A 21,256-nucleotide genomic window follows, 5' to 3' on the forward strand; every position below is an offset into this window, starting at 1 on the left:
CAGTCCGGTCCGATGAGTAACGAAATGTACTCGGTCGAGCAGGTCGCCGACCGGCTGGGCCTGCACGTGCGCACCGTGCGCGGGTACATCCGGTCCGGTCGCCTCAAGGCCGTGCGGATCGGTAAGCAGTACCGGGTCGCCAGGGCCGACCTCGACGAGCTGACCGGTCGGCCACCGGTCCCGGCCGCCGGCGGTCCGCTGGTGGAGGTGTCGAGCATCGTGCAGGTCGACGGGGTGGACCGGCTCGCCGCCGACCGGCTGAGCACGCTCGTGGTGGCCGGGGTGAACGCGGGCCACGACCCGGCGGCGCCGCCGCTGCGCGTCCAGACCGTCTACGACGAGGAGCGACGGCGCATGAAGGTCGTGCTGCTGGGCGGCCCGGCGGAGACGGCGGAGGTGCTGCGGGTGCTCGACGCCGTGCTGAACGGCGACAACGGGTTGCTGGGGGAGGGGAGTCGTGGCTGACGAGCTGGAGGAGCGGGCCGGGGTGACCGTGCTGGTGTGCGACCCGGGCGGGCCGCCGCTGACCACCGGGGCGGACCTGGTCGACCTGGTCGGCGCGGTCTTCCTCGGCGCGGAGGCGGTGGCGGTGCCCGCGAGCCGGTTGGGCGACGACTTCTTCGCCCTGCGCACCGGGATCGCCGGCGAGGTGATGCAGAAGTTCGTCAACTACCGGCTGCGCCTGGTCGTCGTCGGCGACATCTCCGGGCACCTGGAGGCCAGCTCCGCGCTGCGCGCCCTGGTCCGGGAGTCCAACCGGGGCGAGCACGTGTGGTTCCTCCCCGACCTCGACGCGCTCGACGCCCGGCTGCGGGCGGGCCGGGCGGTGTGACGCGCCCGGCCCGCCCGCTCAGGCCCGGTCGTGCCAGCTCGGCTCCCGGGCGATCAGCTCGTCCCAGGTCGGCCAGCCGCGCCCGGTGGCCTGCCGCACCAGCTCGCCCGGGAAGGTGAAGGGCGGCGCCTTGTGCGGCTTCTCCAGCGCCTGGGCCACGATCGCGTCCCGGATGCCGGGCCCCACGCCCAGGCGCGGCAGCACGGCGTGGACGCGCTCGGCGTACCCGGGCGGCAGCGGGTGCTTCGGGCTCGGCGCCAGGTCGTAGCCCGCGCCCGCGGTCACCAGGGCGATCTCCGGCCGCTTGCGGGCGGCGACCTCGACGCACAGGTGCAGGGCGATCGCGTCCCAGACGACCTCCACCCGGTCGGCCGCCACGCCCCGCCCGGTCAGGAACCGCGCGGCGAGGTCGGCGCCGTCGAGGTCGAAGGACTGGTCGCCGTCGCCCTCGGCGCTGAGCCCGGCGTCGTGCAGCACGCACCCGAGGAACAGCAGTTCGTCGTCGTAGTCGAGGTCCGGTCGCAGGCCGCGCCGCTCGCCGACGAAGCGGCCGTAGAGGTAGGTGCGCATGCTGTGGTTGAAGATGTCCGGCTGCTCGATGTCGCGGGCGAAGCGCATCGCGGCGAGAGCCGTCGCGGTGCGGGGGAACGGCAGGTCGCCGTACTCGTCCAAGGTGGTCACCCTTCGTGCGTCGACGGGATCCGGTGGCGTCGGAGGGCGAGCAGCCCGCCGACGCCGGGGATGAACGCGCGCCACCGGGCGCCCGGCGCGGGCAGCGCGAACGCGAAGCCGATGACGGCGACGTAGGCCAGGCCGTGCACCGGACCGCCGACCGACGTGACGAGTCCGTTGTGGACGGTCACGAGGTTGACCAGCAGCACGGCCAGCGAGCCGGCCTCCGCGGCGGCCGCGACGCGCAGCGCGGTCACGCCTCCACCGACCCCGGCCGGACGACCATCAGCACGACCACGGCGACCCACAGCAGGTTGTAGGCGCCCGCGAACGCGGAGAGCGCCCGCAGCCGGCGCCCGTCGTCGGGGCGGGCGAGCGCGTCGCGCTGCCGCGGGTGGACCTGGGTGGCGAGCAGCAGGCCCGCCGCGGCGGTGAGCACCACGGCGACGGTGATCCACACCTCGCCCACCCGGCCCTGGACGACGGCCAGCGCGAGGCCGACCAGGGGCACCAGGATGCCGAACGCGGCGTAGCCGCCGGTGATGCGGTGCAGCGCGGCGGCGACGGCCCGGTTGCGCTGCGACCCCTCCGGCGCGGGGACGACCGGCGCGTAGCGGGGGAACAGGCTCGCGGCGACCGCGGAGCCGCCGACGAACACGATGCCGGCGACCACGTGGATCGACAGCAGGACGTGGTCCATGGAACCTCCAACCTTCAGGTTGCCTGAAGCGTAGCCCATGCTTCAGTCAACCTGAAGGTTGGTCCGCGGGATCAGCCCGTGAACGCCGCGCGCACCGCCGCGCCGAACCTCTGGTGAACGGGGTCGGCGCCCGACCCGAACAGCCGCTCGTCCACCTCGGCCACCACCTGCCGGGCCGCCTGGAGCAGCCGCGCGCCCTCGGGCGTCAGCTCGATCGTCGACGCGGACCCCGGCCGCGCGTTCAGGTCCCGCACCAGCCCGGCGGCCACGAGCGCCTTCACCGCGCCGTGCACGGACTGCACCGAGATCCCGGACATCCGGGCCAGGTCGCTGAACGAGGCACCCGGCACCCCGCCGATGTGCCCGAGCAGCCCCAGCCTGCTCACCGTCAGGTCCAGCGGGGCGAGGGCGGCGCCGAGCTCGGCCTCCACCCGGCGGGCCACCGTCAGCACGAGGACGGAGGTGCTGGTCAGGGGCGGTCGGGTCGGGTCGTCCTCGGCGGTCACGGCCCCAGTTTCCCGCACCGGTGCGGCCGACGCCCCACGGGCTGACCAGCACGTCGCCCTTTTCGGCGCCGGGATCGGCGATCGGGCCGGCCGGCATCGCGGCGTCCTCCCGACGGTTCCGCACCCGGGGCGTAGGTTCGCCACCATGCGCGTGCTCTTCGTCGCCCTGGGCTCCGTGGGCCACACCTACCCGCTCATCCCCCTCGCCACCGCCGCCCGGGACGCCGGTCACGAGGTCCACTTCGCCACCGGCGAGGAGGTCCACGCACCCCTCGCCGCGAACGGCCTGCGCCCCTTCCGCCCCGCCGACGTCTTCTACGAGGTCTACGCCGAGGACCTGGCCCCGGAACTGGACCGGCTGCGCCCCGACCTCGTGGTCCACGAGTGGGGCGTCCCCGGGGCGGCGGTCGCCGCGCACCGCGCCGGCATCCCCGGCCTCTGGCACGGTTTCGGCCGCATGGTCCCGAAGGGCATCGGCCTCGAACTCCCCACCGAGACCACCGGGGTCCCCGCGCTCCCGCACGTCGACATCTGCCCGCCCTCCCTCCAGGACCGCGACTTCCTGTCCTCGCAGGAGCGGGTCGAACTGCGCCCGGTCCCGTTCGCCGAACCGGCGGGACCACCGGTGCGCCGCACCTCGCGCCCCCTGGTGCACCTGACCCTGGGCACCGCGTTCGGCACCCCGGAGCTGCTGACCGCCGCGATCACCGGACTGGCGGCGCTCGACGTGGACGTGGTGGTCGCCACCGGCCGCGTGCGCCCGGACCTGCTCACCGCCGTCCCCGACCACGTCGACGTGCGCCGCTGGGTGCCGCAGGCGCACCTGCTGCCGCACGTCGACCTGGTCGTCCACCACGGCGGCAGCGGCACCACCCTCGGCGCGCTCGCCTTCGGCGTCCCCCAGCTCCTCCTGCCCCAGGGGGCCGACCAGTTCGCCAACGCCGACGCCGTCAGCGCGGCCGGCGCGGGCCTGCGCCTGCTCCCCGGTGAACAGGACGCGGGGGCCGTCGCCGAGCACGCCCGCAGGCTGCTGGCGGCCGACGGCGACCACCGCGACGCCGCCCGGGGGATCGCCGAGGAGATCGCCCGCATGCCCTCCCCGGACGACGTCGCCCGCCGGCTCCCGGAATACGCCTGAGCCGGCCCCGGCTCCCCACTAGGGTGCCGCCATGCGAGCGATGACGGCGGCGGTCGTGGCCGTGGTGCTGGTCCTGTCGGGCACGACCCCGGCGGTGGCCGCGGCGGAGCAGCGGTGCCCCGACCTGGTGCCGCCGGGGCGGTCCGCGGACGACCCGGCCTGGTACGACTTCGTGATGACCTACCGGTCCCGGTGCGCGGCCCAGGACAACCACGGGCACCCCTACCCGGACGTGACCGTGTCGACGCTGGTGGACGGCCGGGTGGACCTGTCGGTCACCACGTCCACCGCCCTGGCCGGGGCGATCGGGTCGCTGAAGGTCGCGGGCAAGGAGTACGTCGACAGCGGCGGTCACGGGTCGGCGCTCCAGTACGCCTTCCACGCGTGGCGGGACGGCGCCGGGCCGTCGGAGTGCTACAACCCGACCCAGGCGGGTGCGCGCGTGGACGACGACGGCGCCTACGCCCCGTTCCACGAGGCGAGCACGAGCAAGGTGCTGTCCGTGACCCGACCGGGCACCTCGTCGGTGCGGTACGTCTCGCAGCCCGCCATGTTCGTCACGCTCGACGACCCGCGCACCGGCCACGGCGGCTGTCGCGCGGCCGGGCACCAGGACCCGGTCGAGCCGTTCACCGCCGGGCTGTCCAGGGCGACCCTGACCGCGTCGGTCCACCTGGGAGCCGACAACGGCCTGCCCGGCCTGGAGAACGTCGTCAAGCTGGCCGCCGCGTACGACACGAACGACGTGCCCTACGACTGGTTCGACGGCCTGCTCATCGCGTACCTGCAGAAGGACTTCACCGCCGCGTACAGCTACGTCGACGGCCGGCTCGTCCCGCCGGCGGACGTCTACGCCCCGACGGCCCGCTGCACCGCCGCCGGCGACTACTGCCTGGGCCTGTACTTCCCGCCGCACGTCATGCCCGGGGCGTACTACTACCTGATGGACCGCCACACCCCGGGTGCGTTCGGCGAGCAGACCACCCAGGTGACGTGGGAGGTCCGGGACGTGCCCGAACGCGGGCGGGTCTCCTACGAGGTGTACCTCGCGGTGGGCAACCGGGACCGGGTCGCCTGGACGCTGGGCGAGCTGTCCCGCCGGTTGGCCCCCGCGCGGTAGGGCGGCCGGGCACGACCGGCGGCGGGTGGGGGAGTTCGCGGCGCGCGGGTCGCCACCGGGGCGCGCAGCCGCCTCCTCCGCACCCGCGACGCCCCCTCCGCCGGCGTCCCGCGCCAAAAAGCCGGCGATCGGGCATGGCGCCGGAGCGGTTCGCGGAGTACAAATAGCCAACCCCCGCCAGCCGCCGCCCGACCTCGAACGACACCCGAGAGAGCGCTCTCGCGGCCGGCCCGGCGTGGGCATCGGGCGTCCCTACCCTCCCGAAGGCAGGTCAATGAGGATCATGCGCCACGCACGTCGTGAGAGCGCTCACACGCGTCCCGGCCGGGTGTTCGTGCTCGGTCTCGTCCTGGCCGCCACCGCCGCGGCGACCGCACCGGCCGCGAACGCCGACCCGCCCCGCCGCGGCCCCGCGGACCTGGGCGCGAACGTCACCGTCTTCGACCCGGCCATGCCGGTCGCCGAGATCCAGGCGACCCTGGACGCGGCGCACGCCGCCCAGGTCGACGACGAGATGGGCACCCGGCGGCACGCCTACCTGTTCAAGCCCGGCCGCTACGGCACCGCCGAGCAGCCGCTGCAGATCAAGGTCGGCTACTACACCGAGATCGCCGGCCTCGGCGCCTCGCCCACCGACGTCGTCATCAACGGCAAGGTCGAGGTCTACAACCGCTGCCTGGCCGACAACGGCACCGGCAACTGCCTGGCCCTGGTGAACTTCTGGCGCACCCTGTCCAACCTGACCGTGGACGTCAACGGCGCGGGCCAGGACGGCTGCCGGTCGACGGCCAACTTCTGGGCGGTGTCGCAGGCGGTGTCCCTGCGGCGCCTCAACGTCACCGGCGGCACGCTGTCCCTGATGGACTACTGCACCGCCGGCCCGCAGTACGCCAGCGGCGGGTTCATCGCCGACTCCAGGCTGCCCGCGGTGACCAACGGGTCGCAGCAGCAGTGGCTGACCCGCAACAGCGAGGTCGCCGGCTGGTCCAACGGCGTGTGGAACCAGGTCTTCTCCGGCGTCGTGGGCGCCCCGGACGACGCGGCGTTCCCCAACCCGCCGTACACCACGCTCGACACCACCCCGCTCAGCCGCGAGAAGCCGTACCTGTTCGTCGACGCCTCGGGCGCCTACCAGGTCCGCGTCCCGTCGGCGCGCGCGAACACCAGGGGCGTCTCGTGGGCCGACGGCCTGACGCCCGGCCGCACGATCCCGCTGCGGGACTTCTTCGTGGCCCGGCCCGGCGACTCGGTGCGCGAGATCAACAGCCAGTTGGCGCGCGGCAAGCACCTGCTGCTGACCCCCGGCGTGTACGACGTCGAGCGCAGCATCGAGGTCAAGCGCCCCGACGCGGTGGTGCTCGGCCTCGGCCACGCCACCCTCACCGCGGTCAACGGCTCGACCCCGCTGGACGTCGCCGACGTGCCGGGCGTCGTCGTCGCGGGCATCACGGTCGACGCGGGCACGAAGCTGTCGCCGGTGCTGCTGCGCGTGGGCAAGGAGCACGGCAAGCGCCCCGGCTCGCCGCTCAACCCGACCACGCTGTCCGACGTCTACTTCCGGGTCGGCGGCCCGCACGTGGGCAAGACCGACACCGCGCTGGAGGTCAACAGCGACAACGTGCTCATCGACCACACCTGGGTGTGGCGCGGCGACCACGGCGTCGAGGGCTTCACCGACACCCAGCGGTGGAACACCAACACCGGCCGCACCGGTGTCGTGGTCAACGGCGACCACGTGACGGCCACCGGCCTGTTCGTCGAGCACTTCCAGCGGCACAACACCGTCTGGAACGGCGAGCACGGCGTCACCGTGCTGTACCAGAACGAGCTGCCCTACGACCCGCCGACGCAGGCGGACTGGATGAAGGGGTCCGTCGAGGGCTGGGCGGGCTACAAGGTCGGCGACCGCGTGCGCGAGCACGACCTGTACGGCGGCGGTGTCTACGTGTTCAACCAGAACAACCCGGCGATCCACACCGAGAACGGCTTCGAGGTGCCCCGGGCGCCCGGTGTCCGGCTGCACCACGTCATGACCGTCAACCTCGGCGCGGGCACGGTCGACCACGTGGTCAACGGCGTCGGCGACCCGGCCGACACCAGCCGGGTCGGCACCCCGGTGTACGTCGCGGAGTACCCGGCGCCGTGACGGCGGTCCGCGCGGACGGCGCCCGGTCCCACCGGGTGCCGTCCGCGCGAACCTCCCCCTGCCGTCAGGCTTCCCGCTCGGCCCGACCGAGCAGGGCACGCCGCTCCGCCTCGCCCCGCGCCAGGGAGGCGGCCTGCCGGAACAGCTCCGCGGCCCGGACCCGGTCACCCGCACGGGCGGTGAGGTCGGCCTCCGCGGCCACGGCGTGCGGGTGCCCGTCGAGCGCGCCGCCCGCCCGGACCTCGGCCAGCAGGGCCAACCCGGCCGCCGGGCCGTGCGCGTACCCGTGCGCCACGGCCCGGTTGAGCCCGACCACCGGTGACGGCTGGAGGCGGACCAGTTCGTCGTAGCACCGGGCGATCCGGTGCCAGTCGGTGGTCTCGTGGCGGGAGGCCGTGGCGTGGCAGGCCGCGATGCGGGCCTGCCAGGCGTACGGCCCGGCCGACCGCACCCCGTCCAGGATCGCCACGGCCTCGGCGATCGCCGCGCGGTCCCAGCGGGACCGGTCCTGCCGGTCGAGGGTGAGCAGGTCGCCCCCGGCGTCCCGGCGGGCGGCGCGGCGCGAGTGCTGGAGCAGGAACAGCGCCAGCAGCGCCGAGACCTCCGGCTGGTCCGGCACCAGCCGGACCAGCAGCCGGGCCAGCCGGATCGCCTCCGCGGCGAACGCCGGTTCGCCGTCGGCGTCGTAGCCGCGGGTGAACAGCAGGTACAGCACGGCGAGCACACCCGGCAGGCGCTCGGCCAGCGCGTCGCCCTCCGGCACCCGGTACGGGATGCCGGCCTTCGCGATCTTGGTCTTGGCCCTGGTCAGCCGCCGCGTCATGGTGGGCTCCCCGACCAGGAAGGCCCGGGCCACCTCGGCCGTCGGCACCCCGCAGACCGTGCGCAGGGTCAGCGCCACCCGCGCCTCCGGCGACAGCGCCGGGTGGCAGCACGTGAAGATCAGCCGCAACCGGTCGTCCACGACCTCCTCCTGCCCACCACCCGGCGCCGCGGTGCGGTCGGGACCGGTCAGCGCGAGCACCGCCAGCTCCCGCAGCTTGACCCGCTCCACCCCGGCCCGCCGCAGCACGTCGAGCGCGCGGTTGCGGGCCGCGGTCATCAGCCAGCCGCCGGGGTTGGCCGGCACGCCCCGCACCGGCCAGGTCTCCAGGGCCAGCCGCGCGGCCTCCTGCGCGCAGTCCTCGGCCAGCCCCCAGTCCCCGGTGACCCGGATCAGGTGGGCCGTGATGCGCGGGTGCGCGTCGGCGACCGCGGCCGCGACGGCCGCGCCGACGGTGCCGTCGGCCACCGCCGCGCGGCCGCCACCGCCGGTGGTCACCGCCCGGGCTCGGCGAGCGGGCGGACCTCCAGCCGACCGGCGTGGGCCATGGGGTGGGTCCGGGCCACCTCGATCGCCTCGTCCAGGTCGGCGCACTCCAGCAGGTCGAAGCCGACCACGACCTCCGCGGTCTCGGCGAACGGCCCGTCGGTCAGCAGCAGCTCGCCGCCGCGGACGCGGACCGTCGTGGCGGTGGAGGCGGGTGCCAGCTCCGAGCCCAGCAGCCGGCGGCCGGCGCCGTCGTTCTCGGCCACCCACCGGTCGACGTCCGGCCAGGACCCCGGGTCGGTGTCCGGCTCCGGGTCGGTGCAGACGAGCATCAGGTACTTCATCGGGATCCTCCTCGTGGACGGTTCACCATGGTGACGAACGGGCGGACCGCATCCGGACACCCCCGGGCCACCGGATCGGGGCGGGGGAGGAGGACCACCGGCCGGCCGGGCATTCCGGTGCCCGCGAAAACCGGTGGGAGCGGCCATTGTTTCCCGCCCCCGAACGCGCGACAACCCCTATCGGAATGCCTGGGGAACCACGGCTCCGTAGGGGTTGTCGGCCTGCTGAGCAGGTCACTAGCGTGACGCGGGTCGAACTGCTCGAATTCGCGAACGAGGGGGAGATGAATGTCCGAGAACAAATTTGCGGAGATGCGGCGGCTCGTCGTCCGGCTGCGCACCCAGGTCGATTCGCTCCGCTCGGACGCGAACACCCCCGCCGCGCGCCGGGTCGCCAACAGCGTGGAGCGGCTGGAGATCGACCTCGCCGAGCTGGCCCGCTCGGTCCCGGCCGCGTCGGACCAGCGCGCCGTGGTGGTCGTGCCCGACACCCCGTACGACCCGGCCCTCTGGTCCGGCGCCGACGACGAGGGCGTGGGCGGCCACCGGCGCGACCACGCCTGAGCCGGCCGGGCCGCGCTCGACCGACCGCGAGCCGACCGACCTCGAACCGGTCACCGCGCCCGCCCGGCGTCGACCAGCGGCGGCGACAGCTCCACCTCCCGCCGCGCGTCGCGCAGCTCCGGGAACGGGTAGCGCACCCGCGAGGCCAGGTACTCCGCACCCGTGGTGCCCCCGGTCCCCCGGGCCGCCCCCAGCATCCGCACCACGCACGCCAGGTGGGCCGCCTTCCAGCGCCAGTACGACCCGGAGATCTCCAGCAGCAGGTCCACCACGGCCAGGAACCGGTCGTCCCGGAGGCACGCCTCGGCCAGCCCCCGGTCACCCGCGGCGCGGCGCAGCGCGGCGACCACCGGCGCCTCGCCCGACCCGAACCCCATCACCCGCTCCACCTCGGCGAACTGCACCGACTGCGCACCGCTGGCCGTGCCGAGGTAGGGCCGGAACCGGGTGAAGCAGTCCGGTGGCAGGCGGTCCAGCACCTCGATGTGCGCCTGGAGCAGCCCGAAGACGTGGCTGACCCGGGCCAGGTACTCGGCGGCCGCGTCCAGCCGGCCGCCGGCCACCGCGTCGACCGCGCGGTCGAGGTCGAGCAGCAGTTGGCGCAGCCACAGCTCGCTGGCCTGGTGCACCACGATGAAGAAGTGCTCGGCCAGGTGCACGCGGTCCGGTTCCCGGCCCTCGGCCCGGGGGCGCTGGAGCGACAGCAGCGTGTCCAGCTCCAGGTAGCGCTGGTAGTCCAAGCCCTGGTCGACGACCTGTCGGTTCATCGTCGGTCCCTTCAGGAGGAGGTGACGGGCAGCAGGCGGTGCTCCGCGAAGACCTCGTGCGCGCCGGGCACGTCCAGCACGCCCGCGGAGCGGAACACGCGCACGGTCGCCCGGCAGACGTGGGCGATGCGGTCGGCCCCGGCGTCGCCGCCGTAGGTGTCCGCGACCACCCCCCGGGCCGTGTCGGGATCGAGGCCGGCCCGCTCCAGCGAGCCGATGATCGGCACCACGTCCCAGTTCAGGCAGGCGCGCACCAGCGCGGGCAGGGCGTGGGCGACCGGGCCGCGCAGGGACGGGTCGAGCTGCGTCCACAGGCGGTGGAAGAAGTCGGCGAAGAACCGGTGGTGGTGGCCCTCGTCCTTGGCGTGGTCGCGGGTGAGGTCCCGCACCACGGTGAGCACGGTCGGGTCGTTCGGTATCTCGTTGAGGACCGCGGTCACCAGCGTCTCGAACACCACCACCTGGAGCAGGGGCACGAGCGCGGGCACGTCCGGCAGCAGGCGGGCCCCGGCGGACTCCAGGGCGTCGACGAACCCGCCGTAGTCCCACGGCGGCACCTCGACCCCGGTCTCCCGCGCGATCTGGTCGGCCAGGTCGAGGCTGTAGAGCGAGTGGTAGCCCTCGTCGCAGTAGACCTTGAACGCGTCGAGCCTGGCCCGCACGGGCAGCTCGACCCCGGACCGGTCGTTGGCGATCAGCTCCGCGGCCCGGTTGACAATGCGGGTCTCCAAGTGCGCGGTGGACAGCAGGAACTGGTAGAGGTGGCGGATGGTCAGGTCCCGCCGCGCCCGCTCGGGCAGCGCGGCCACCGCCTCGTGCGCCAGGTACGGCACCTGGTCGGCCGGGTAGAACACCTTGCCCTGGTCGGTCTCGTCGTGGAACAGCCGCCGCGCGCCGGAGCGCACGCCCGCGGTCTCGTACCAGGTCCCGAACGGTTCGCTCACGGCTTCCTCCCGGCGGTCGCCTCGGCCACGCGGGCGACCCCGGTGGCGACCAGCGCCGCGTCCACGGCGTGGCACAGCCGGAACCACCCGGGTTCGGGCGACGCGAACGCGCCGCCCGGCAGGACGTTGACCCGGCCCTGGTCGAGCACGTGCCGCCACAGCCGCCGCTCGGCGGTGAACGTGGGCTCCGCCAGCCGGTCGCGCAGGTCCAGCCAGATGCTGAACCCGGCGGTCGCGGGCAGGTACCCGATGCCGTGCTCGGTCAGCCGGGCGGTGGTGTGGGTGTAGGACCGCAGCAGCCGGCGCCGGTTCTCCGCCAGCAGCCGCGCCACGCCGTCCCGGTCGGCCAGCAGGTCGGCCAGCAGCGCCTGGGTGTCGGTCGACACGGTCGCGAAGTAGGCCAGGGCGCGGGCCGCGGCGCGCGGCGCGCCGGAGGTGCGCAGCACGCCCACCTTGAGCCCGGACAGCCCGAAGTCCTTGGCGAAGCCCCACACCACGTGCAGCCGGTCCGGGTCGAACTCGGGCACGCCGCCCAGCACGTCCGGGTCGAGCACGCCGGTGAACGGCTCGGGCCCGAACACCGAGTGCGCGTACACCTCGTCGGAGATGACGTCGAGGTCGTGGGCGGCGGCCAGGCGCAGCAGGTCGCGCAGCACCGCGGGCGGGTGCGTGGTGCCCTGCGGGTTCGTGGGCGAGGTGATCGCCACGGCCCGCACGGTGGCGCCGTCGCGCCGCAGGCCGGCCAGCGCGCGCTCCACGGCGTCCGGGTCGAGCGCGAAGCCCGCGCCGGGGTCGGTCGGCACCGGCACCAGCCGGGCACCGGACCGGCCGGTCAGGTCGGTGTCGAACGCCGAGTAGTAGGGCGCGGGGACCAGGATGACGTCGCCGGGGTCGCACGCGGTGGTGGCGGCGATGTCCAGCGCGGCGGTGGCGCCCGCGGTCACCACCAGGTCCTCGGGGTCGACGGCGGTGCGCCAGGGGCCGCCGAGCAGCCGGGCGACCGCCTCGCGCAGCTCCGGCGTGCCGTGCGGCAGGCCGTAGTGGGCGTGCTCCGGGCGGCGCCGGCGGGTCCCGGTCAGCAGGGGCTCCAGCAGGTCCCACCCGAGCCGGTTCTCGGCGGTGCCGAGGTTGACGTAGCCGCGGGGGTTTTCCTCGGGGTGGAAGCGATCGGCTTCGGCGGCGAAGTGCGCGGCGGCGATCACCGGGACGTCGTCGGCGAGCCGGGCGGCGGTGCGCGAGACCACGTCAGACCACGCTCCGCTCGACCGGGCGCTTGGCGACCAGGCCGGGGTGGACGCCCAGGCCCATCGACGCGTCGATCACCGCGCCGTGCAGCAGGGCCGCGCCGGGCAGGGTGAGCCAGTGGACCAGCTCGGCGACCTCCTCGGCCTCGATGAGCCGGCCGCCGGGCAGCCCGCCGACCAGCGACGCGCGCGCGTCGTCGTCCAGGTGGGACAGCGTGCTGGCGCGGAACATCGTGGTGTCCACGGCGCCGGGGCACACCGCGACCACCCGCACCCGCTCGTGCGCCAGCTCCGCGGCCAGGTGCCGGGTGAGGTAGGCCAGCGCGGCCTTGCTCATGCCGTCGGCGACGTGGAACCCGGGGAACACCGAGACTCCGCCGCCGACGCTGGCGACGTTGACCACCACGCCGCCGCGCTCCAGCATGTCCGGCAGCACCTGCTGGACCAGCCACAGCGGGCCGACGCTGTTGATCCGCAGGAACGCCTCGGCCCGCTCGACCTCGCCGCCCTCGACGTGCCACTCGACCGTGCGCGACCCGACCGCGGCGTTGTTGACCAGCACGTCCACCGGACCGGGTAAGTCGGCGAACAACCGCTGGTGCGAGGACCAGTTCCCCTGGTCGAAGGGGAACGCGGCCACGTCGGCGCCCGCGGCCGAGAGCTCGGCCACCAGCTTCTCGGCCCGCTCCTGACCGGTCCGGTAGGTGAACCACACCCGGTCACCGGCGGCGGCGAAGCGGGCGGCGGTCGCCCGTCCTATGCCGTCCGAACCACCGGTGACCAGCACTGTCCGCGTCATCTCGTCCTCCTGCGACGGTTGTGGCCTGGGTTGCTCTGGGGAACCGACCGCGCCGGGCGAACGACGCGGGGACGCAGGCGGGGCCCGCCGGGGTGGTTGTGCCACAACGGGATTCGGCTGCGGGGTGCGGTCGGTGGGCAGCGTGCGCCCGGGGCGCGACCGCGGTCGGGAGCGGTCGCCGCCGGGGCGGGTGGGGGGCGCGGGGGCGGCTGGTGCCTGCTCAGCCCGCGTGGACCGGGGATGTGCGCGTGCGCCCGCGCCGACCGGCCGATCTCGGTGTCGCGCCGGGTGTCGCGTCGCCGGGCGTCGCGCCGTTGTGCGCCAAGGGGATGCGGCGCGCGGATCTCAGGCCGCGGCCGGCTTCGGCCATCCGAAGCGCGCGGGCGGTGGTGCCCGAGACGTGCTCCCCGGTGTCGCGGCCGGCGCCGGGTACGGCCGGCTCCTCGTGGCGCGGACCGGGGGTGCGTCCGCGCCGACCGCGGAGAACCACGTCATCGGGCGATAACCGCGCTCGCCTGCCGGACGGCGAGCCCCGTAACGCCTCGCGCCATCGCGGCGGGCTCGTAGTGGTCACGAAGCCACTATAAGTGCGCCCTCCCCGCCGTCGCCGCATGATCAAAGAGTCGTGGCGCGGCAATGATTCGGGTTCCTGAAGGTCCCGTCCCGCACCGCCCGACCTCGCAGCACGAAGGCCCCTCAACGGCAAGGTGAACATGACTTTGTCCCGCCCCCTTTGTTTTTCCGCCTTTTCCGGCGACGGTCCACGACCGCGGCGCGTCCGACAACCATCAGTACTCTAATGGGTATCAGGCGTGATATCACTGCTTGACAGTGCGGGCCGCGAGCCGGCATGGACGCGCGAACGGCGGCCCGGCGTGGTGCCGGACCGCCGTTCGCGGAAGGGGCGCGGTACCCGGTGCGGGGGTGCCCCGCACCGGGTCGGGTGGGTTATCGGGCGGAGCAGGTCGGGGAGAGGCCGGTGCCGACGCCGGTGCCCTGGAAGCCGAACTCGGTGGACTGGCCGGCTGCGACGTTGCCGTTGTAGCTGACGTTGGTCCACTGGATGGTGCCGGTGTTGCCGCTGCGGTTGGCGTTCCAGGAGCCGGTGACGGTGGAGCCGGAGGGCAGGGTGAGGGTGACGGTCCAGCCGTTGAGGGGGGTGGAGCCGGCGGTGACCCGGATGGTGGCGACGAAGCCTTCGGCCCAGGAGTTCACCGAGGCCGACGCGGTGCAGCCACCCGGACCCGACGTCGTCGTGGTGGTGGTCGTCGTGGTCGTCGTGGTCGTGGTCGTCGACGTGGTGGTGCCCGTCGTCGTGGTGGTGCTGGTCGTCGTCGTGCCACCCGCGTTCAGGGCGTCGAGGACCGCGGTGTAGGCGGCCTTCTTGTTGCCCGAGCCGTCGAACAGCAGCGGGGTGCCCGAGGAGCGCCACGAGTCGCTGTCACGGATGCCCCACACCGTGATGCCGGCGCAGCGGGCGACGGCCAGGCACGCCTGGGTGACGCGCTGGTAGTTCTGCGCCTGCGCGCTGCCCGAGCCCTCGATGTCCAGCTCGGTGATCTGCACGTCCACGCCGAGGTTGGCGAAGTTCTGCAGGGTCGTCTGGTAGTTCGACGGCACCGGGGACTGCGGGTTGAAGTGGGACTGGAAGCCGACGCAGTCGATCGGCACGCCGCGCTGCTTGAAGTCCTGGACCATCCGGTAGACGCCCTGGGTCTTGGCGTGGGTCCAGTCGTCGGTGTTGTAGTCGTTGTAGCAGAGCTTGGCGTTCGGGTCGGCGGCGCGGGCGGTCCGGAAGGCGACCTCGATCCAGTCGTTGCCGGTCCGCTGGAGGTTCGAGTCGCGCCGACCGCCGGAGCTGCCGTCGGCGAACGCCTCGTTGACCACGTCCCAGGCGTAGATCTTGCCCTTGTAGTAGCTCGCGACCTGGGTGATGTGGTTGATCATGGCCTGCCGCAGGGCGGAGCCCTCCATGCGCTGCATCCAGCCGGGCTGCTGGGAGTACCAGGCCAGCGTGTGGCCGCGCACCCGCTTGCCCTGGCTGATCGCGTGGTTGACGATCCGGTCCGCGTTGCCGAACGAGAACTGGTTCTGGTTCGGCTCGGTCGCGTCGATCTTCATCTCGTTCTCGGCCGTGACCATGTCGAACTCGCGGTTGAGGATTCCGACGTAGGTCGAGTCCGAGAGCTTGTTCGCGGCCACGGCCGTGCCGAAGTAGCGGCCGCTCTGCTGCGCCGACGCGCCGAGCGTGGTCGCGGCCCCGGCGGGCGACGCGGCGAGCAGCACGGCACCGGCCGTGGCCGCCACGAGCGTCGACGCGAGCGCGACTCGTGAGACTGACTTCGCTGTCAGCTTCATGTTGGACACCTTCTGGGGAGCACTGGGGATTCGGGCAGGGGGTCGGACCTGGTGGTCCGGGCCGCCGACGCCGGGGCCGGTTGCGGCACGGCGTCGCCGCGGCGGGTTCAGGTGGCCGGGTGCGCGCGCCGGTCGGCGGCGCACCCCCGCGCCCGGTGCGGTCCGGGCGTGCCGGCGCGTCCCGTGGTGTTCGGTCTCATCTGGTCGGATCCTCCGGGGCGTGCGGCGCAGGGGGAGACCGTCGAGGGCGGTACCCGACGTATCCGGGCCTGAAACTTTCAGCAGTATTGACCGAAACAGATATGCGTGGCAAGCACGGAAGCGGGGGAATTTCACGGGTTCTCCCCGGCGGTGCCCGGTGCCGGCTTCGCTCCCCGATCACCGCACCCCGGCGGGAAGTGACGTGCCGGAGCCGGTTTCCAAGACCAAAACCGCACTTGAAGACGTGTGGGTTCGATCCAGGTGCGACGGTCGCGGGAGGGGTGTCTCGGGTGGTTCACCGACCCCGCTCGGTCGAAAGACTTTCGAAACTGTAGGCGAAGTTTTCGACTGCGCGGCGTCGATCCCCGGCCCTGGATCGATGCCGACCGGCCGAGTGCGGCGGCATCCGCCCGGCACGTGCCGCACCTCCGGGGGAGCGCGGCGGGTGTGGCGGCCCGTCCGCACCGCTCCGCCGCGCGTCCGACCGGGGTCACCCGTATGCGCTGGGGTAAGTCCTCCGGCCGCAGCAACGGACCACGAGTAGTCCACTGTGGATGTACAAATGTATGAGAGCGCGACCATTGCGATCCGGCAGCGTTTCTGGCCACTCTTCACCTCTGCCGCACCGGAATTGCGCTACCTTCGCCGACGACGGGGAGACTGCCTACGCTGGGAGTTCCGGGCGACGGATGTTGACCATGGTGGATCCTGTTGACGCGGCCGAACTGCTGATCGCGCTGGTGCGGGAGAACGAGGACATCGCCAACCACGGTGACGGGTGCGACGAGGCGGCGCTGGCGGTGGTGGAGGACCAGCTCGGCCGGCCGCTGCCCCCGTCCTACCGGCGCCTGATCGAGGAGTTCGGGACCTGGGACCTCGCCGGCCAGGAGTTCCTGGGCGTGTACCGGGGCGAGGCCCCCGGGGGCGCGGTGCTCGGCTCCGGGGTGGAGACGCTGGTCGCGCGCGCCCAGTACGGCCTGCCCGCGGACCTGGTCATCACCGCGCTCGACGGCGCGGGCGGCCTGGTGGTGCTGGACGCGGCCGCGCCCTGGGGGCGCGGCGAGTACCCGGTGCTGGGGTGGACGCCGGGGACGACCGGGCGCGACCTGCCCCGGCTGGCCGACGACTTCGGCAACTACGCGCTGTGGGCCTCGCGGCGGGCGGTCGCCCGCAGGCGCGGCCTGGCGCCGTCGGACCTGTAGTCGTCCGCCGCGGGACGACTGCCGGGAAAAGCTTGTCGCAGTCAAGGTAAACGCCGTGGCGTAATTCCTCGGCGCACCAACCCGTTCCGGGAACAACCGGGCACCGGTGGGGTCGGCGCCTGGTCCGACCCCACCGCCCCGGGACCTCAGGTCCCGGGTTGCTCGGTGCGCGACGGCTGGTCGAGCCCGAGTTCGCCCGCCTCCTCCGCGTCGGGCATCTCCGGGTCGCGCCAGTCCTGCGCGCGGGTCGGCTTGTTGCCGCGCAGCTCGTTCTCGACGCCCCGCTTGAGCTGGTCGTCGAGCATCGGGCCGTGCTGTGCGCTGCCTCGTTCCACGGTGGCTCCTCCGGTCGTAGGTGCCTGGACGCCTCGTGTACCCGCCCAGCGCCGGATTCCACCTCGCGGCGCCGGGCTTTCGCGCGACCGCGCGGCCCGCGTTCGACGGCCGGCTGGTCGATCGCGTTCGACGATCCGTCGAACGGGGCCGACGCCCGTTCGAGGGCGGAGTTGACGCGGGGGCCGGTCCCCGTCGATTTGCGTCGAATCCCTTGTGCCGGTTGTGCGGCGCGGTCAACATCTTGGCGAGGCAGCACCGGAACACGCCGTAGTGCCCGGTGGCAGACGCGCGTTCGGTTCCCTCCTCCGGCTGCCCCACGTGACAAGAGGAGCGTCATGGCCGATTTGCGCGGCAGGGCACGAACGGTTCGCTGGTGGCTCGGCCTGGCGGTGACCGCGGTCGTCACGGTGGTCACGGGCACCGGTCTGGTGGCCACGTCCAACGCCGAGGCGGCGGCGGGCTGCCGGGTGGTGTACACGACGCCCTCCCAGTGGCAGGGCGGGTTCAGCGGGAACGTCGCCGTGACCAACCTGGGCGACCCGGTCAACGGGTGGCGGCTGACCTGGACCTTCCCGTCCGGCCAGAAGGTCACGCAGGCGTGGAACGCCACCGTCACCTCGTCGGGCGCCGACGTCACCGCGGCCGACGTGGGCTACAACGCCGCCATCGCCACGGGCGCCACCGTGTCCTTCGGCTTCAACGGCACCTGGACGGGCGCCAACACGGCGCCGTCGTCGTTCGCGCTCAACGGCGTCACCTGCAACGGCGGCACCACGACGACGACCACCAGCACGACCACCACGACGACGACCACCCCGCCCGCGGGCGACGCGATGGCCGCGGTGGCCGCGATGGAGCCGGGCTGGAACCTGGGCAACTCCTTCGACTCGACCGGCGCCGACGAGACCTCGTGGGGCAACCCGCGCGTCACCGAGGCGCTGCTGGACAACGTGCGGGCGCAGGGTTACAAGAGCATCCGCATCCCGGTGACCTGGGGTCAGCACCAGGGCGCCGCCCCGAGCCACACCATCGAGGCGGCCTACCTGGCCCGGGTCAAGGAGGTCGTCGGCTGGGCGCTGGCGGACGGCTTCTACGTGATGATCAACGTCCACCACGACTCGTGGCAGTGGATCAACACCATGCCCGCCGACCGCACCGGCGTGCTGAACCGCTTCAACGCGACCTGGGCGCAGATCGCCACCGCGTTCCGCGACTCCCCGGCCAAGCTGGTGTTCGAGAGCGTCAACGAGCCGCAGTTCAGCAACAGCTCCGGTGACGCCCAGAACGCGCAGCTGCTCGACGAGCTGAACAGGTCGTTCCACTCGATCGTGCGGCGCTCCGGCGGCGGCAACGCCACCCGCCTGCTCGTCCTGCCGACCCTGCACACCTCGGCCGACCAGGCCCGGGTCGACGAGCTCAACACCACGCTCACCGCGCTGAACGACCGCAACCTGATCGCGACCGTGCACTACTACGGCTACTGGCCGTTCAGCGTGAACGTGGCGGGCGGCACGCGCTTCGACGCCACCGCGCAGAAGGACCTGGTCGACGCCTTCGACCGCGTCCACAACAGCTTCGTCGCGCGCGGCATCCCGGTCATCCTCGGCGAGTACGGCCTGCTGGGCTTCGACCGGCACACCGGCACCATCGAGCAGGGCGAGAAGCTGAAGTTCTTCGAGTTCCTGGGCTACTACGCCAAGACGCGGAAGATCACCACGATGCTGTGGGACAACGGCCAGCACTTCGGCCGCACCTCGTTCCAGTGGAGCGACCCGGAGCTGATCGCGATGATCAAGTCGAGCTGGGCGACCCGCTCCGGCACCGCGTCGACCGACCAGGTGTTCAGCGCCAGGTCGAGCGCGATCACGGCCAAGACGATCACGCTGAACCTCAACGGCACCTCGTTCACCGGCCTGCGCAACGGCGGCACCGACCTGGTGCGCGGCACCGACTACACGGTGCAGGGCGACCAGCTCACCCTGTCCGCCGCGCTGATCACGCGGTTGAGCGGGTCCAGGGCCTACGGCGTCAACGCGACGCTGTCGGCGCGGTTCTCCCAGGGCGTGCCGTGGCGGATCAACCTGATCACCTACGACGCGCCGGTCCTGCAGAACGCCACCGGCACCACCAGCGCGTTCTCCATCCCGACGGCGTTCCGCGGCGACCTGCTGGCCACCATGGAGGCCAGGTACGCCGACGGCTCGAACGCCGGTCCGCACAACTGGACGTCGTTCAAGGAGTTCGACCGGGCCTTCGCGCCGAACTACACCACCGGCGCCACCGCGCTGACCGCCGACTTCTTCGCCGAGGTCAACGACAACGCGCGGGTGACGCTCACGTTCCACTACTGGAGCGGCACGACGGTGACCTACTACGTCACCAGGTCGGGCACGTCGGTGACCGGCTCCACCGCCTGACCCGACGCCGCGAAGCGGGCCGGACCACCCCGCGGTCCGGCCCGCCGCGCTAGAACCCCTGCGTGCGGAACCGGTCGAGCACCCGGCGCTCCCGCTTGGTGGGCCGCCCGGCACCCCGCTCCCGCCGCGCCACCGGCACGACGACCTCCGGCGGCGGCGCTGGCGTGCGGTCGATGAAGCACGTGGCGGCGTCCGCCGCGCCCACCCGCTTCTGGATCACCCGCACGACCTCCACGACGCGCGTCACGTCGCCCACCCGCGCCCGCACCTCGTCGCCGGGCGACACCGTGGTGGCGGGCTTGGCCGGCCGGTCGTTCACCCGCACGTGACCACCCCGGCACGCGGCCGCGGCATCCGGTCGGGTCTTGGTCAGCCGGACCGCCCACAGCCAGCGGTCCACACGGGTGGACTCCACGCACCCATCATCGCACCGACCCCGGCGGACCCGCCCCGGCCGGGCTCACCTCGTGCCGCAGAGGGCGTGCTCGACCAGGTCGGACGTGATGTCCCCCGACGCGGGCACGCCGCTCGCCGGCACCGGGGAGTCGGTGTTGATCGACACCACGACGCTGCGCGAGCCGTCGTCGGTGACGCCGTTGCGGGTCATGAAGCCGTGGATGTCACCGCCGTGCGACCACGCGCCGCCGCACGCGTTGGGCACGTGCATGATCCCCAGCCCGTAGCGGGCACCGGGCCACACCTGGTCGAACGCCGGCGCGGGCACGGTCTTCCTCATCTCGGCCAGCTGCGCCGGGCGCAGCACCTCGCCGCCCATCAGCGCCCGGAGGAACCGGTTGGCGTCCCCGGTGGTGCTGATGATGTCGCCGGCCGCGCCGCCCCAGGACGGGTTGAACTCGGTCACGTCCACGGCCCGCCCGTACCGCGGGTCCTTCGGGTCGGCCTCCAGCCCCTTCTCCGGGAACCGCTGGTAGCCGACCGCGTGCGGCCTCGGGATGAGGGGCGAGGTGCCGGGCAGGTGGGTGTCGCGCAGCTTGAGCGGCTTGACGACGCGCCGGTCCACCTCCTGCTGCCAGGTGCGCCCGGTCACCCGCTCGATGATCATCCCGACCAGGGCGTAGCCGGTGTTGGAGTAGCTCCAGGCCGTGCCGGGCGCGAAGTCCGGCGGCACCTGCACGGCCAGCGCCACGGCCTGCCGGGCCGTCACGGTGTCGAACCGCTTCCGCTGGAACTCCCCCTCCGAGTACAGGTACGGCAGCCGCATCGTGTAGTTGTGCAGTCCGCTGGTGTGCTGGAGGAGCTGCCGCACGGTGATCCGGGAGCCGTCGTTGCCGTTGCCCGCGACCACACCGGGCAGCCACCGCTCCACGGTGTCCTCCAGGGACAGTCGCCCCTCGCCGACCAGTTGCAGCGCCGTCGCGGCCACGAACGTCTTGGTGTAGCTGCCGATGCGGAACTTCGCGTCCCAGGGGACCGGCGTCCCGCGAGCCACATCTCCCAGACCGCTGCGCACCTTGATGTCGCCACGAGGGGTGTCCACCTCCACCAGGACGCCGGGGGCGCCGGCGGCGAGCAACGCGTCCGCGTGGCGCTGCAACACCCGGTCGCGGGGTGCCGCGCCCGCCGCGCCCGCCGCCGTGATGCCGAGCACCGCGGTCATCAATGCCACCGTGAGTCGTTTCATGTCACTCGAAGTTAG

The 21,256-nt window shown here is 73.4% G+C and carries 22 protein-coding genes; 8 read left to right on the plus strand and 14 right to left on the minus strand.

What is annotated here, in order from left to right; all coding sequences use genetic code 11:
* The first annotated feature begins 12 nt into the window (after window positions 1–12).
* Together EKG83_RS10700 and EKG83_RS10705 are read left to right on the plus strand one after the other, a co-directional pair.
* The gene (locus tag EKG83_RS10700; RefSeq protein ID WP_228122560.1) at window positions 13–465 is read left to right on the plus strand and encodes a helix-turn-helix domain-containing protein; all 453 of its coding nucleotides are present in this window, start codon (window positions 13–15) and stop codon (window positions 463–465) included.
* Window positions 458–832 (plus strand): DUF4180 domain-containing protein, encoded by a 375-nt coding sequence (locus EKG83_RS10705; protein WP_033435740.1) that lies wholly within the window; start codon window positions 458–460, stop codon window positions 830–832. Before EKG83_RS10700 ends, EKG83_RS10705 begins: the two co-directional genes overlap by 8 nt.
* A gap of 18 nt (window positions 833–850) precedes the next feature.
* Here the strand turns inward: EKG83_RS10705 and EKG83_RS10710 are convergent, their stop codons facing one another.
* The 4 genes from EKG83_RS10710 to EKG83_RS10725 all read right to left on the minus strand — a co-directional run bounded on the left by EKG83_RS10710 (window position 851) and on the right by EKG83_RS10725 (window position 2,710).
* Window positions 851–1,513 carry an HD domain-containing protein gene (locus EKG83_RS10710; RefSeq protein WP_051767036.1) on the minus strand — a complete coding sequence of 221 codons (663 nt, stop codon included), beginning with the start codon at window positions 1,511–1,513 and terminating at the stop codon, window positions 851–853.
* A complete protein-coding gene (locus EKG83_RS10715) occupies window positions 1,510–1,761 on the minus strand; it encodes a DUF3817 domain-containing protein (RefSeq protein ID WP_033435739.1) in 252 nt (83 codons plus the stop codon). The genes EKG83_RS10710 and EKG83_RS10715 overlap by 4 nt, the downstream gene beginning before the upstream one ends.
* Window positions 1,758–2,204 (minus strand): membrane protein, encoded by a 447-nt coding sequence (locus EKG83_RS10720; RefSeq protein ID WP_033435738.1) that lies wholly within the window; start codon window positions 2,202–2,204, stop codon window positions 1,758–1,760. Before EKG83_RS10720 ends, EKG83_RS10715 begins: the two co-directional genes overlap by 4 nt.
* A 71-nt stretch (window positions 2,205–2,275) precedes the next feature.
* Window positions 2,276–2,710 (minus strand): MarR family winged helix-turn-helix transcriptional regulator, encoded by a 435-nt coding sequence (locus tag EKG83_RS10725; protein ID WP_033435737.1) that lies wholly within the window; start codon window positions 2,708–2,710, stop codon window positions 2,276–2,278.
* A gap of 145 nt (window positions 2,711–2,855) precedes the next feature.
* Between EKG83_RS10725 and EKG83_RS10730 the strand changes: the two genes are divergently transcribed.
* The 3 genes from EKG83_RS10730 to EKG83_RS10740 all read left to right on the plus strand — a co-directional run bounded on the left by EKG83_RS10730 (window position 2,856) and on the right by EKG83_RS10740 (window position 7,114).
* Window positions 2,856–3,848 (plus strand): glycosyltransferase, encoded by a 993-nt coding sequence (locus EKG83_RS10730; protein ID WP_033435736.1) that lies wholly within the window; start codon window positions 2,856–2,858, stop codon window positions 3,846–3,848.
* A gap of 31 nt (window positions 3,849–3,879) precedes the next feature.
* The gene (locus EKG83_RS10735; protein ID WP_153278003.1) at window positions 3,880–4,968 is read left to right on the plus strand and encodes a hypothetical protein; all 1,089 of its coding nucleotides are present in this window, start codon (window positions 3,880–3,882) and stop codon (window positions 4,966–4,968) included.
* A 334-nt stretch (window positions 4,969–5,302) separates the two neighbouring features.
* On the plus strand, window positions 5,303–7,114 hold the full coding sequence (locus tag EKG83_RS10740) for a hypothetical protein (protein ID WP_228122561.1): 1,812 nt from the start codon (window positions 5,303–5,305) through the stop codon (window positions 7,112–7,114).
* A gap of 64 nt (window positions 7,115–7,178) precedes the next feature.
* On the opposite strand, the gene EKG83_RS10745 is transcribed toward EKG83_RS10740, so the two are convergent.
* Together EKG83_RS10745 and EKG83_RS10750 are read right to left on the minus strand one after the other, a co-directional pair.
* Window positions 7,179–8,435: an RNA polymerase sigma factor gene (locus EKG83_RS10745; protein WP_228122562.1), complete on the minus strand. Its 1,257-nt coding sequence runs from the start codon at window positions 8,433–8,435 to the stop codon at window positions 7,179–7,181.
* A complete protein-coding gene (locus EKG83_RS10750; RefSeq protein ID WP_033435733.1) occupies window positions 8,432–8,767 on the minus strand; it encodes a YciI family protein in 336 nt (111 codons plus the stop codon). Before EKG83_RS10750 ends, EKG83_RS10745 begins: the two co-directional genes overlap by 4 nt.
* Before the next feature lie 288 nt (window positions 8,768–9,055).
* On the opposite strand from EKG83_RS10750, the gene EKG83_RS10755 reads away from it, so the two are divergent.
* Window positions 9,056–9,331 carry a hypothetical protein gene (locus tag EKG83_RS10755; protein ID WP_033435732.1) on the plus strand — a complete coding sequence of 92 codons (276 nt, stop codon included), beginning with the start codon at window positions 9,056–9,058 and terminating at the stop codon, window positions 9,329–9,331.
* A 50-nt stretch (window positions 9,332–9,381) separates the two neighbouring features.
* Here the strand turns inward: EKG83_RS10755 and EKG83_RS10760 are convergent, their stop codons facing one another.
* The 5 genes from EKG83_RS10760 to EKG83_RS10780 form a co-directional block, all read right to left on the minus strand.
* A complete protein-coding gene (locus EKG83_RS10760; RefSeq protein WP_033435731.1) occupies window positions 9,382–10,098 on the minus strand; it encodes a tryptophan 2,3-dioxygenase family protein in 717 nt (238 codons plus the stop codon).
* An 11-nt stretch (window positions 10,099–10,109) separates the two neighbouring features.
* Window positions 10,110–11,042 (minus strand): diiron oxygenase, encoded by a 933-nt coding sequence (locus EKG83_RS10765; protein WP_084717176.1) that lies wholly within the window; start codon window positions 11,040–11,042, stop codon window positions 10,110–10,112.
* Window positions 11,039–12,286: an aminotransferase class I/II-fold pyridoxal phosphate-dependent enzyme gene (locus EKG83_RS10770; protein ID WP_033435730.1), complete on the minus strand. Its 1,248-nt coding sequence runs from the start codon at window positions 12,284–12,286 to the stop codon at window positions 11,039–11,041. The genes EKG83_RS10765 and EKG83_RS10770 overlap by 4 nt, the downstream gene beginning before the upstream one ends.
* Window position 12,287: 1 nt before the next feature.
* A complete protein-coding gene (locus EKG83_RS10775; RefSeq protein ID WP_033435729.1) occupies window positions 12,288–13,085 on the minus strand; it encodes an SDR family NAD(P)-dependent oxidoreductase in 798 nt (265 codons plus the stop codon).
* Window positions 13,086–14,033: 948 nt separating this feature from the next.
* A complete protein-coding gene (locus tag EKG83_RS10780; protein ID WP_153278004.1) occupies window positions 14,034–15,443 on the minus strand; it encodes an endo-1,4-beta-xylanase in 1,410 nt (469 codons plus the stop codon).
* Window positions 15,444–16,342: 899 nt separating this feature from the next.
* Here EKG83_RS10780 and EKG83_RS10785 point away from each other — a divergent pair.
* Window positions 16,343–16,846 carry an SMI1/KNR4 family protein gene (locus EKG83_RS10785; RefSeq protein WP_170191986.1) on the plus strand — a complete coding sequence of 168 codons (504 nt, stop codon included), beginning with the start codon at window positions 16,343–16,345 and terminating at the stop codon, window positions 16,844–16,846.
* A 146-nt stretch (window positions 16,847–16,992) separates the two neighbouring features.
* Here the strand turns inward: EKG83_RS10785 and EKG83_RS10790 are convergent, their stop codons facing one another.
* Window positions 16,993–17,181 (minus strand): hypothetical protein, encoded by a 189-nt coding sequence (locus EKG83_RS10790; protein ID WP_033435819.1) that lies wholly within the window; start codon window positions 17,179–17,181, stop codon window positions 16,993–16,995.
* Between the two features lie 336 nt (window positions 17,182–17,517).
* On the opposite strand from EKG83_RS10790, the gene EKG83_RS10795 reads away from it, so the two are divergent.
* Window positions 17,518–19,599, plus strand: coding sequence for a cellulase family glycosylhydrolase (locus EKG83_RS10795; RefSeq protein WP_084717198.1), 2,082 nt, complete (start codon window positions 17,518–17,520; stop codon window positions 19,597–19,599).
* A gap of 49 nt (window positions 19,600–19,648) precedes the next feature.
* Here EKG83_RS10795 and EKG83_RS10800 read toward each other — a convergent pair whose 3' ends face one another.
* Window positions 19,649–20,014, minus strand: coding sequence for an RNA-binding S4 domain-containing protein (locus tag EKG83_RS10800; protein ID WP_033435820.1), 366 nt, complete (start codon window positions 20,012–20,014; stop codon window positions 19,649–19,651).
* A 45-nt stretch (window positions 20,015–20,059) separates the two neighbouring features.
* The gene (locus EKG83_RS10805) at window positions 20,060–21,241 is read right to left on the minus strand and encodes a serine hydrolase domain-containing protein (RefSeq protein WP_033435821.1); all 1,182 of its coding nucleotides are present in this window, start codon (window positions 21,239–21,241) and stop codon (window positions 20,060–20,062) included.
* Window positions 21,242–21,256 lie beyond the last annotated feature (15 nt).

The sequence above is a fragment of the Saccharothrix syringae genome (genome assembly GCF_009498035.1).
Classification (GTDB): domain Bacteria; phylum Actinomycetota; class Actinomycetes; order Mycobacteriales; family Pseudonocardiaceae; genus Actinosynnema; species Actinosynnema syringae.

Coding starts and splice junctions, on each gene's coding strand:
- EKG83_RS10700 (WP_228122560.1), top strand. CDS start 13: ATGAGTAACGAAATGTACTCGGTCGAGCAGGTCGCCGACCGGCTGGGC.
- EKG83_RS10720 (WP_033435738.1), bottom strand. CDS start 2,204: ATGGACCACGTCCTGCTGTCGATCCACGTGGTCGCCGGCATCGTGTTC.
- EKG83_RS10730 (WP_033435736.1), top strand. CDS start 2,856: ATGCGCGTGCTCTTCGTCGCCCTGGGCTCCGTGGGCCACACCTACCCG.
- EKG83_RS10735 (WP_153278003.1), top strand. CDS start 3,880: ATGCGAGCGATGACGGCGGCGGTCGTGGCCGTGGTGCTGGTCCTGTCG.
- EKG83_RS10750 (WP_033435733.1), bottom strand. CDS start 8,767: ATGAAGTACCTGATGCTCGTCTGCACCGACCCGGAGCCGGACACCGAC.
- EKG83_RS10755 (WP_033435732.1), top strand. CDS start 9,056: ATGTCCGAGAACAAATTTGCGGAGATGCGGCGGCTCGTCGTCCGGCTG.
- EKG83_RS10760 (WP_033435731.1), bottom strand. CDS start 10,098: ATGAACCGACAGGTCGTCGACCAGGGCTTGGACTACCAGCGCTACCTG.
- EKG83_RS10775 (WP_033435729.1), bottom strand. CDS start 13,085: ATGACGCGGACAGTGCTGGTCACCGGTGGTTCGGACGGCATAGGACGG.
- EKG83_RS10780 (WP_153278004.1), bottom strand. CDS start 15,443: ATGAAGCTGACAGCGAAGTCAGTCTCACGAGTCGCGCTCGCGTCGACG.
- EKG83_RS10785 (WP_170191986.1), top strand. CDS start 16,343: ATGGTGGATCCTGTTGACGCGGCCGAACTGCTGATCGCGCTGGTGCGG.
- EKG83_RS10795 (WP_084717198.1), top strand. CDS start 17,518: ATGGCCGATTTGCGCGGCAGGGCACGAACGGTTCGCTGGTGGCTCGGC.
- EKG83_RS10805 (WP_033435821.1), bottom strand. CDS start 21,241: ATGAAACGACTCACGGTGGCATTGATGACCGCGGTGCTCGGCATCACG.